Origin of the sequence: uncultured Pontibacter sp. (assembly GCF_947495565.1) — a bacterium.
Lineage (GTDB): Bacteria > Bacteroidota > Bacteroidia > Cytophagales > Hymenobacteraceae > Pontibacter.
The window spans coordinates 270357-282152 of record NZ_CANLZM010000004.1 but is presented as its reverse complement, the minus strand read 5'-3'; the positions used below and the strand labels follow the sequence as shown (position 1 = coordinate 282152).

Genomic DNA, 11796 nt, shown 5'->3' with positions numbered 1-11796 from the left:
TTACTCACTGGTCTCCAGAGATTAGCTGAGGTGCCACTTTGTCTAAAAGGCTTGTACATGTATTTATAAAGTATGGAAGACAACTATCAGCGATCAGCAATCAACAATATAAAGCTAGGCGATACCCGTACCTATACAAAGCATGTAACGGCAGCAGACTTTGCCCGATTCGATGATGGTCTGGTACATGCCGTTTGCTCCACGTTTTCGTTGGCGCAGGCTGCTGAATGGGCTGGCCGTTTGTTTGTGTTGGATATGAAAGCGGAGGATGAGGAAGGTGTTGGTACTAGTTTGATTATCAACCATAAATCTCCGGCTTTTGAAGGAGATGATGTTGTGATTGTGGCGACCCTTGAGAAGTATGAAGGCAATAACGTAATCTGTAGCTTCACGGCAAAAGTAGGGGAGCGTTTGGTGGCTGACGGAGAAACCGGGCAAAAAATTTTGAAAAAAGAGAAACTGGCGAAAATTTTGGCGCCGAAGAAAGTATAAATGGCGAAAGATAAAGACAGAATTAAGAAGCACGTTAACATCGTTAACCGCAAAGCATCCTTCGAGTACCAGTTTATTGATAAGTACACCGCTGGCGTTATGCTAATGGGTACCGAAATCAAATCTATTCGAGAGGGTAAGGTAAATATGCAGGATGGTTACTGCGTGTTTACGCGCGGAGAGCTTTGGCTGCATAACGTGCACATCTCTACCTACACCGAAGGCACCCATTACAACCATGAGCCCATGCGTGCGCGCAAGCTGCTGCTAAACAAAAGCGAACTCCGTAAACTTGAGAAAGGCGCAGAAGAACAAGGCGTAACGATTATACCGACACGCTTGTTTGTAAATGACCGTGGGTATGCTAAAGTAGAGGTTGCCTTAGCACGTGGTAAAAAGCTGTATGACAAGCGGCAAGACATAAAAGAGAAAGACGTGAAGCGCGAGATGCAGCGCAGCGGGTATTAAGTATAATTGTGAATGAATGAATGAGTGAATGTGTGAATAGAAGTGTGTTTTTATAGGTCCTAGCAAATAAGTTTATACTTTGAAAACTATAACCGCATTACCCTTTGCTCATTTACAACTCGCTTAATCTCTCATTTACTCCATCAAAATTAGAAAATCGTGGAATACGGTATAGGTCTGCTAAGTGTGGTGCCCATGCGCGCCGAAACATCTGACAAAGCTGAAATTGTAACGCAGCTAACTTTTGGCGAATGCTACGAGGTGGTAGGCCAGGATGGGAACTGGCTGCAGCTGCAGTTGGCTGCCGATGGCTACCGTGGTTGGATTGACTCGAAGCAGCACACCCCAGTAACTGCAGACTACTACAAAGAATGGACTAAAACCAATCATCCGCGTGTTACGGACCTCTTGCAGGTGGTAAGCAATGGCAATGTCCGAATTCCGGTTGGGATAGGTTGTTACCTTCCATTTTTTGACGGTGAATCCATTCGGGTTAACGAGGAGCGGTATCTGTATACTGGCAAGGCTTCTGATCCTGCTAGTGCTGCAACCACAGCAGAATTGCTAAAGGTGGCAGATAACTTTTTGAAGTCGCCATACTTGTGGGGCGGCAAATCGGTTTTTGGCATCGACTGCTCTGGCTTTACCCAGTTGGTGTTCGGTATCTGCGGCTATCAGCTTCCGCGCGATGCGTACCAACAAGTAGACCTTGGTGAGGAGGTTCACTTTGTAACGCAGTCACAGCCCGGAGACCTGGCATACTTCTCGAATGCTGAAGGACGTATCACGCATGTCGGTTTGGTGCTGGAGGGCCAGAAGATTATGCATGCCCATGGCGAGGTGCGCATCGATACACTGGATCATAACGGAATTTATAACGCTGACCGCAAGCGATATTCCCACAACCTGCGTATTATCAAGCGAATACATCTCTAAAAGCTGCTGATTTTCTTGGTCAAACAGTATAGGTTTTCCGCAGATTCCGTAAAAGAGTAGGCGTAAGACCAGAAATTGGCCATGAAAGACAAAGTTCTCATCCTAAACCAAGATTTCAGCGCTATTGCCGTCTGCTCTATCCAAAGAGCTTTTCGTTTAGTTTACCTCGATAAGGCGGAGATGGTCTCGAAGTCTGATGGCGAAGTGCTGCATACTGTCAGTACTACTTATCCTGTACCATCTATCATTCGTTTGCAGCGTTACGTGCGGGTGCCTTACTATGGCATTGCCTTGAGCCGGCATAACGTGATGCGCCGCGACAACTATAGCTGCCAGTACTGCGGCTCTGTTAAGCAGCTAACGTTAGATCACCTTCTTCCGCGCTGCCGGGGAGGGGAGACGAAGTGGCAAAATCTTGTAACTGCCTGCTCGCGCTGCAATGCCCGCAAAGGCGACCGTACGCCAGAAGAGGCCGGTCTGAAGCTAAACAGAAAGCCAACGCGGCCCACCTTACAAAACTTCCTGCAGCTGCATCTCAATCCCAAAAACACCGACTGGAAAGTATACCTTGGTGTAAACAATTAACTGGATTATACTTGTGCTAATATCCTTAGTGTTGATTTTATACTTACATCATGTTCAGGTATTAACGTGGATTTAAGTGAAGTATGGAACAAAGTATAAAGTTGCATGCTTATCATACTCCGACAAGTATGGTAAGTCTAATTGTTTTGCTGAATTTATAACCTTATTGTTCGCCTTTGCTTTTAACTTATTAGCCCGGTAAGTTCTTTTGCTTTCATGCTGCGGCCTTATGATTATTCAGATCAAGCAATAAAGTATGAATACACTGCAGCTTTGTTTTAAGGTTGTAGCAATTATTTTTCATCTGGGCTACTCAAGCAAAGCTATCGTGGGGCATCGGCGAATTTCTCTAACACAATAGTAAGTATAAGCTACCAGCACAACCACCGCTAATTTATACCAGGTGCTTACTCAATTCTGTAAAGTGCTCACCAAAAGCATCTTGTAATCTGTGGGCAAACTAGCATTTCTTGAATTTATTACTTAATTTTGCCGTTCATTCGATTGAGTGAGCCTAAACCTTGTGTCTGGGTATGTATAACTAAACCAAACCGGCCAATTGCTCTAAGCCGGTGGCTACTCAAGAGCAGTAAAACAATATGAGTAATTCTCCAGAAAATTTCGACTGGGACAAGTTTGAGTCTCAGGGTTTCGGTGCTGGCTACAGCAAAGCTGAGAAAGCCGAAATGGAAAAAATGTATGACGACACCCTGACTACTGTACAGGAGCAGGAGGTTGTTAAAGGAATCGTGGTAGGTATCACTGATCGTGACGTGATCCTGAACATCGGTTTCAAATCTGATGGCCTTGTGTCTATCTCTGAATTCAGAGACATGCCTGATCTTAAGGCTGGCGACGAGGTTGAAGTGTTTATCGAAGACCAGGAAGATCCAAACGGTCAGCTTATCTTGTCTCGCAAGAAAGCGAAAATCGTTAGCGCCTGGGCTCGTATCTACGACGCACTTGAGAACGACAACGTTCTGGAGGGTGTGGTTAAGAGAAGAACCAAAGGTGGTCTTATCATGGATATCCATGGTGTGGAGGCCTTCTTGCCAGGTTCTCAGATCGACGTGAAGCCGATCCGTGATTTCGATGTGTTCGTTGGCAAGAAAATGGAAGTGAAAGTTGTGAAAATCAACGCCGCTTTCGACAACGTGGTTGTATCTCACAAAGTACTTATCGAGAAAGACCTGGAGCAGCAGCGTGCCGCTATCCTGAACAACTTAGAGCGTGGTCAGGTACTGGAAGGCGTTATCAAGAACATGACAAACTTCGGTGTGTTCATCGACCTTGGTGGCGTAGACGGTCTGCTTCACATCACAGATATCTCTTGGGGCCGTATCAACCATCCAGAGGAAGTTCTGAATTTAGACCAGAAAGTGAACGTAGTTGTGCTTGACTTCGATGATGACAAGAAGCGTATTTCTCTTGGCATGAAGCAGCTGACTCCGCACCCATGGGATGCACTTCCAACTGAGATTGAGGTTGGCTCTAGAGTTAAAGGTAAAATCGTTAACGTGGCTGACTACGGTGCATTCCTTGAGCTGATGCCAGGCGTTGAAGGTCTGATCCACGTTTCTGAAATGTCATGGTCGCAGCACCTGCGCAACCCACAAGACTTCATCAAGCAAGGCGACGAGGTTGAGGCAGTTGTGTTGACGCTTGACCGCGAAGAGCGCAAAATGTCATTAGGCATTAAGCAGCTTACTGAAGACCCATGGACGAAAGAAGATGTGTTGACGAAATACGCTATCGGTACGAAACATACTGGTATCGTTCGCAACCTGACTAACTTCGGTCTGTTCCTGGAGCTGGAAGAAGGTGTTGATGGTCTGGTACACGTTTCTGACCTGTCTTGGACTAAGAAGATCAAGCACCCATCTGAGTTTGTAAAAGTTGGTGAAAACCTGGATGTAGTTGTTCTGGAGCTTGACGTTCCTAACAGAAGACTTGCATTAGGCCATAAGCAGCTGGAGGAGAACCCTTGGGATACGTTTGAGTCTGTATTCAACATCGGTTCAGTTCACAAAGCTACTGTACTTGAGAAATCAGAAAGAGGCGCTACACTGGAGCTGCCTTACGGTATCGAAGGCTTCACTTTCCCTAAAGGTCTGACGAAAGAAGACGGATCTCAGGTTGAAGCAGGCGAGACACTTGATTTCAAAGTAACTGAGTTCTCTAAAGATGATCGTAAGATTATCCTTTCTCATACTGCTACGCACTCTGAAGTAGAGTCTTCTAGAGCTGCAAGAGCTACTAAGAAAGCCGCCGCTCCTGCTACAGGTGGTGGTGAGAAGAAAGAGAAAGCTCCTAAAGTTCAGAAAGAGGCAGATCGCTCTACACTGGGCGACCTGGACGCACTTTCTGCCCTGAAAGAGCAGATGCTTGAGAATGAGAAAGAAGCTGGTGTTAAGAAATTAGAGGCTGCTGCTGCTAAAAAAGCAAAAGACTCTGATGATGAAGCTTCTGAAGAAGAAAACAACGCTTAATTAATCTTTAAGCTTGTTATACAACAAGAAGGCCCCGGAGCAATCCGGGGCTTTTTTGTTTTCAATAGATTCTGATATGATGGAGATGGCAGGTAAAAGTATAAACGTACTGTATTTTAAGTGGCAGTAGAAGCAGCACTTGGCTTCAGCTTGTCTACCAGGGCTTTAGGTAATAAGCAAAGTGCCCGATTTAAGTTGTTTTATCGTATACATATATATTAACTATGTATTATGATTATAAGATTTTAGGCTTACAACAGATAGCATTAAATTCTTATTTAGGGGCTAAACAATGAATCTGAAAAACATAACTTATAAACAGGCCGCCATACTTTTGGTAGGTGCTCTGCTTGTGGGTTATGTCATCTATCAGGAAAGGCTCTCCAATCACTCCCTGAAAGGCTACTATACAGTTGGTGTAATTCTTACTAATATAGAGTTGACACCTAAGGATATGGAGGTGGTGCAGTTTGTGATTAAGAAACGAGTTGATCTCATTAATGCGCAAGGAGGAGTTGAAGGGAGGGAATTAAGAGTAAACTATCTCAATGATGAAGGTAGCCCTGAGGTCGCGAGACAAGTAGTTCAGGAGACAGTGGATAATAAGCACCTTATTGGCTATGTAGGGTGCTGGAGCTCTACCAGGTCAAAAGCAATAGCAGAGGTAGTGGGCCCGGCGCGGGTTCCGTTTATAGGTGGCTATGCCCTTACTACGCTCTTTGAAGAATATCCTACCATGTATACTGCTGAGCAGGGCATTAAAGATATAGCAGCGCGTTTTGATCTGTTCCTGAAGTCTAAGTACAAAAGGCCTGCTTTTATCGGCAAAACAGGGGATTTATATTCGATTGAGTTGCTGGAGCGAATAAAACAGCTGGAAAAGTCAGACTCTTCTATTGAACTGGTGCTTGAAAAATGGTATCCGTCAGGTTACAACTTCACATCAAGTGACTATGACTCCATCACAAACGCGCTGGCAGAAGAAGCGGACTTTGCCATGATTTCTTTTGGGAGCATTATTACCTCAGATCTTTTAGACCATATACGCAAAGCAGGCATTGAAATTCCCATTTTTACTGCTCTCGGTGATCTTGGCTTTGTTGTGCATCATACGCAGGGGCAAAGTATAGGTGAGATATTTGATTTGAATGTGGTAGGAATTCCCGGCACTTTTAATCTAAGGATGCAGGAACAGATCCCGACGTTTATGGATGAAATTAAACCAGGCGAGACCCTGGAACTCCAACTTAACTTTGGCGCAAGGCTGGCAGATTGCTTAGGGCTGATGGCGGAGGCTGCTAAGCATGAAAGCGCTGCGGGTGAAGACAATATCAGAGAGAAGATAAACAAAGGTTTAGAAAACTATATTGGTGGGGGGCAGATTTATCGGGGCTGGTTTGCGGATTGGTATTTTACCTCCGACAGAGCCATAGCCGGTGATGTGCTGCTCGCCTGGAAGCCCCCGACCTTGCCTCGGCATATGCTAGCGCCAGACCAGTATTTGCGCAAAAATGATACACTGCAAAAAGTGCCTGTGCTTTACACACACATGAATCTGGTGGAAATAAACAGAGTGAGTGATGTTGAAGGCAGCTTCTATGCCACATTCTACCTGGAGCTTACCTCTACAAAGGATTTCTCTGTCCAGCAGATTGACTTCACCAATGCGGCCCGCAGCGAGACAAGCCATGAATACTTGCTGGATATTAAGGAAATCAGAATTGCACAGGTTGGAAATGGAATGCCGCTTTTCAACCACATGTATAAAATATCGGGTAAGTTTCTCTTTGAACCAGATTTAAAGAACTACCCTTTCGATAAGCAGAAGTTCTCCATTCATTTCCAACCCATGAGTGCGGCCCAGCCGTTTCTGGTTCAACCCTCAGTTACTGCTTTGAACGATTCTATTTTTGATGTAGATGGATGGAATTACCAAAGCCAATATGTGGGCTATGACCATGATATTATAAATTTTGTAAATACTTTCACTGACAAGGTGCAGACACTACCGTTCTATAAATTTAGCTATACGTATGTGCTGGCGCGGGCAAGAATCGATTTTTTCCTGAAAGTGCTGACCCCGTTACTTGTTATACTTGTAGTAACTTATTTTTCGGTTTTTATTCCGTTGCATCGGTTCGAAACGCTGGAGGCTATACAAGTCACATCGCTCTTGGCTTCTATTGCTTTATACTTTTCTGCTTACAAACCGGAAATGGAGTATGCCACTATCTCTGATCGGATTTTCATCTTCACTTACATCATGATTACGTCGCTTATTGGCACTTCTATACTTCAGTTTGTGAAGAGGAAAAAGCACAATACAGAAAGTAAGGTGGCAAAAATGTATCAGCGTTTCATTTTTCCGGTTATTATTTTTGTTTTTACGATGCTCATTGTCGCTTAGTAAGTGCAGAAGGCTTTCATCAGCCAAAGCAGAAAATAAAATTAATAAAACGCTAAAATTAAACGTCTGAAACTCAACCGGCTTAGCGCTATGCAGGCAGGATGTCCAAAAAATAACCCATTAAAGTTTGACAAGTATACTTCTCTATGTATATTTGCACTCCCAACAACACGGTAACGTGGCCGAGTGGCTAGGCTCAGCTCTGCAAAAGCTGCTACAGCGGTTCGAATCCGCTCGTTACCTCAGAACCCCGCTAAGTATAACTGGCGGGGTTTTTTGTTTTTATTACTTTTCCTTCCTTGGCTGCCGGAGCTGCTTTCTATTCGCTTCCATTTCTCTGAAAATTATCCTTGCTGCTTAATCTTTTGATGTCTAAATCCGTAATGTCCTTAACTAAGAAAGGTGTAAGCAGTCAGTTATAATTGCTTTAAAGCACATATTTGAAGTTTAAAATATTAGTAGCCACAGATTTAAGTAATTGCATCGATCAAAAGCAATGGTAGCTCCGGCAACTATCTTTTACAATGATAGCGCAGGAAGTATAATGAGGATATAGCATCCCAAAGTAGTATAATAGCATAGCTTACTCAGCGAGAAAACTAATGAAAATTATCGATTTGCGCGTAATGCGCGGGCCAAACTACTGGTCAGTAAAGCACCCTAAACTTATTGTTTTAAAATTGGACCTGGAGCAACTCAGCCAGTTGTCTACTGATGAAGTCCCTCACTTTTTAGCACGATTACAAAAAATGTTTCCGGATATGCAGCGCCACCGGGCTGCAGAAGGGGTAGAAGGCGGCTTTTTTAAGTCAGTTGAAGAAGGTACCACGTTTGGGCATGTGGTGCAGCACGTGGCACTGGAGCTGCAAACAATGGCAGGAATGGAAAGCGGTTACGGTCGCTGCTACCCAGCACCTGAGGAGGGGCACCAGGCTGTAGTGTACTCGTACCAGGAAGAGAGAGCCGGAGAATACGCTGCATATGCTGCGGTTCGTATTACAAAGGCATTGATAGCGGGAGAGAAGTATAAACTAGAAGAAGACATCAGCCGCCTGCATGATATTCGGGAGGATGAGTATTTTGGCCCTAGTACCTATTCTATCGTTTCGGAAGCAGTAAGCCGCGGCATTCCTTATATCAGGCTAAACCGCCACTCTCTCATCCAATTGGGTTACGGGGTGCATCAAAAGCGCATACAAGCCACCATGACATCCAGCACAGCTTGTTTTGCTGTAGAGATAGCAGGAGATAAAAAAGCCACCAAAGATATTCTGGAAGAGGCTGGCATTCCGGTGCCCAAAGGCAGAACTATTTATGAGCCTGACGAACTTAAGAAAGCCATTAACTGGCTTGGCTTTCCGCTTGTTATCAAGCCATTAGACGGAAACCACGGCAAAGGCGCTACCATAAACATCACTACCCTAAAGGATGCCCAGAAAGGCTTCTCTGAAGCGAAGAAGTTTTCGGATGGCGTTATGGTAGAGCAGTTTATACAGGGCTTTGATTTCAGGCTTCTGGTTATAAACGGCAAATTTGTGGCTGCTGCAAAGCGCACACCCGCTAAAGTTACAGGAGATGGCGTTTCTACTATTAAACAGCTCATAGATAAAGAAAACAAAGACCCTCGTCGCGGCATCGGGCATGAGAAGGCGCTCACTAAGATTAAGTTGGATAAGCACACAGCTAATATCCTGAAGAGCCTGAACCTGACAACCCAATCTGTTATTGCGGCAGGTGAGGACCTATACCTGAAAAGTACGGCCAACATTAGCACCGGCGGTACTGCCACCGATGTTACAGACCTGGTAGATCCTTATAACATATTAATGGCCGAACGCATTGCCGGTTTAATTGGTCTTGATATTTGCGGCATAGACGTAATGACCACTGATATTGCCATACCTTTAAACGAGGCTCGTGGAGCAGTGCTGGAGGTTAATGCTGCGCCAGGTTTCAGAATGCACATATCGCCAACCTATGGCTTGCCGCGCAATGTTGCTGAGCCTGTTGTGGATATGCTTTTCCCGCACAGCATGCCGGCACGGGTTCCGATTATTGCTGTTACCGGCACGAACGGCAAAACAACTACTACCCGTCTGATAGCGCATATGGTGAAGCATAAGGGCTTCCAGGTTGGTTATACTACAACAGAGGGTATTTATATACAGGACAAGTTGCTGGAGAAAGGCGACACAACCGGATCTTACAGCGCGCAATTTGTGCTGAAAGACCCAACTGTAAATTTTGCCGTGCTGGAATGCGCCAGAGGAGGCCTTCTCCGCTCCGGACTTGGTTTCGAGCAATGCGACATAGGTATCATAACTAACGTGAGCTCAGACCACCTGGGTTTAGGAGACATTCATACTTTAGAAGAATTAGCCCTATTAAAGGCAGTTGTGCCAAAGAGCGTGAGCAAAGACGGCTATGCTGTACTTAACGCTGACGACGATCTGGTTTACGCAATGGCTGAAGAGGTAGACTGCAAAGTAGCTTTCTTTAGCATGAACGAAGACAACCCGCGCATACTTAAGCATATTGCAAAAGGCGGGCTAGCCGCAGTATTTGAAAACGGTTATATCTCTATTTTCAAAAATAGCTATAAAATTCGGATAGATCGTGTGGCAGATGTGCCGCTTACTTTCGGAGGTAAGGCTAAATTTAACATTGAGAACATACTTGCTGCTGCGCTGGCTGGTTATATTTCGCACTTCGAAATTGAAGACATTAAAACCTCTCTTCGTACGTTTATACCTTCTCCAAGCAAAACCCCAGGCCGTATGAACCTGTTCAAGTTCCCGACTTTTGAGGTGCTGGTAGATTACGCACACAACGTCGGAGGCCTGAAGGCAATCGGCGAATATATGAGTGAGCTGGACGTTACGAAGAAAATAGGCATCGTGGCGGCCGTAGGAGACAGGCGGCAGGAGGATTTTTATGAAATCGGCCGCGTGTCAGGTGACATATTTGACGAGATAATAGTCCGCCTGGACTCAGACCTAAGAGGCAGAACAGCAGACGAAATTTTGGGGCCTGTACTGCGGGGCATTGAGGACACCGCGCCTAATAAGCCAGTGCGCCAGATTCCGGAGGAAATGCGCGCTATAGCGTATGCGCTGGAGAATGCAGAAGAAGGTTCTTTAGTCGCCATTTTTACCGAAGATGTGCATGAATCTGTGAAAATGGTAGAGAGTTTCAAGGTAATTCAGGATCGTAAGGTTTTTGCAGAATAAACACCGCTAAGCCACGTTAGAGAGGTAGTAATAGAAAGATATAAATGTGAACGATGGACTAAAGCCCTTGCCGTAGGTTAGGGCTTTTTTTATTCGCTAAAGATTAATCAGTAAGCATTAAAAACAGAAAAGCCCCTGCCGTGTAGGACAGAGGCTTTTCATACTTTGGCTAAAGTATGAAATATCTTTATTTCAGAATAAAGGTAGTCTTACCGATCAGGAAACCCTCCGCGTAAAGCTCTACGGTGTGCTGCCCCTTTTTATACTCTGCGTTTTTATCGTAAGTAAAGCTAAGCGCCTGCTGCGAGTTGTCAAATACAAAATCGCGCTTAGCAGTGTAGTACATTTCTTCGCCATCGATTTGGAACATGCCTGAACCGGTAGAAAGGTTGTAAAGAGCAGCTCCGTCAGGCTCGATCATGCGCATGTAAACTGTTTTAGGCTCTTTTTTAGCCACCTCGTTACGGGCAAGTGTAAAGTCGATTCTTAATTTATCTACCTGCTTCGCTCTGAACTCGTTGTCGTTATCTTCTTTCTCCTTGCCACGCTGGTTGATGATGTTCACGTTAAGCCCTTTAGCCTCTAAGCGTGATGCAATACGCACCTGCTGGTTGAGTTCTTGGTTGGTAGAACGCATGGTGGTCAGGCTGTCAGACATGCGGGTTTGGGTAGTTTTTAGGTCTGTGTTTTCTGTAAACAGCACCTCGTTATCCTGCTTCAGGCGCGATATCTCATTATCCTTCTCCTGCAGCTGCTTTTCAAAAGCGGAAGCTCTGTCACGGAATCTGCGCTGGTCGGCCAGGCTATAGCTTCTTTTTCTGAAACCACGGAGCTCATCCAGGTCAGCTGAAATAGAGGAGATCTGAGCCTCCAGCGAGTCATTTTCCAATCCCATTGCTGAAAGTTCCTGGCTTTGGCGCTCAAAATCAGCTTTAAGTGCTTCGTATACTTTAATCTGATTCTCCAGTTCGCTGTCTTTTACTTTTATGATTTCAGCCTGCTCTTCTGTTTTCTCTTTTTTCTGATAATTCATGTAAATCAGAATGCCGTTGATGCTAATAAGCACAACCAAAAGGCCTCCTATTAAAAGTTTGCGGTTACTGCGATTCTCAGGAGTGTTTGTAGACATATATTAAATGTTTGATTACCCGAAGTTATACATTAGTTTTAAATCCATCACTAGATTTCG

General features: G+C 44.9%; 8 protein-coding genes and 1 tRNA gene. 8 read left to right on the top strand and 1 reads right to left on the bottom strand.

What is annotated here, in order from left to right; translation table 11 throughout:
- Positions 1-72: 72 nt before the first annotated feature.
- From Q1B04_RS07600 to cphA, 8 genes are all read left to right on the top strand, one after another.
- A complete protein-coding gene (locus Q1B04_RS07600) occupies positions 73-492 on the top strand; it encodes a hypothetical protein (RefSeq protein ID WP_299757584.1) in 420 nt (139 codons plus the stop codon).
- Complete coding sequence (gene smpB, locus Q1B04_RS07595; protein ID WP_299757581.1) at positions 493-960, top strand: SsrA-binding protein SmpB; 468 nt, start codon at positions 493-495, stop codon at positions 958-960.
- A gap of 159 nt (positions 961-1119) precedes the next feature.
- Positions 1120-1896 (top strand): C40 family peptidase, encoded by a 777-nt coding sequence (locus Q1B04_RS07590; protein WP_299757579.1) that lies wholly within the window; start codon positions 1120-1122, stop codon positions 1894-1896.
- 81 nt (positions 1897-1977) lie between these two features.
- Positions 1978-2481, top strand: a complete 504-nt coding sequence (locus Q1B04_RS07585) for an HNH endonuclease (protein WP_299757577.1) — start codon at positions 1978-1980, stop codon at positions 2479-2481.
- Between the two features lie 599 nt (positions 2482-3080).
- On the top strand, positions 3081-4970 hold the full coding sequence (rpsA, locus tag Q1B04_RS07580) for a 30S ribosomal protein S1 (protein ID WP_299757574.1): 1890 nt from the start codon (positions 3081-3083) through the stop codon (positions 4968-4970).
- A 292-nt stretch (positions 4971-5262) separates the two neighbouring features.
- Entirely contained in the window at positions 5263-7377 is a 2115-nt protein-coding gene (locus tag Q1B04_RS07575; RefSeq protein WP_299757572.1) for an ABC transporter substrate-binding protein, read from the top strand.
- Positions 7378-7549: 172 nt separating this feature from the next.
- Positions 7550-7620 (top strand) — tRNA-Cys (locus tag Q1B04_RS07570).
- 359 nt (positions 7621-7979) lie between these two features.
- The gene (gene cphA / locus Q1B04_RS07565) at positions 7980-10607 is read left to right on the top strand and encodes a cyanophycin synthetase (protein WP_299757570.1); all 2628 of its coding nucleotides are present in this window, start codon (positions 7980-7982) and stop codon (positions 10605-10607) included.
- Positions 10608-10794: 187 nt separating this feature from the next.
- Here cphA and Q1B04_RS07560 read toward each other — a convergent pair whose 3' ends face one another.
- A complete protein-coding gene (locus Q1B04_RS07560; RefSeq protein ID WP_299757568.1) occupies positions 10795-11736 on the bottom strand; it encodes a hypothetical protein in 942 nt (313 codons plus the stop codon).
- Positions 11737-11796 lie beyond the last annotated feature (60 nt).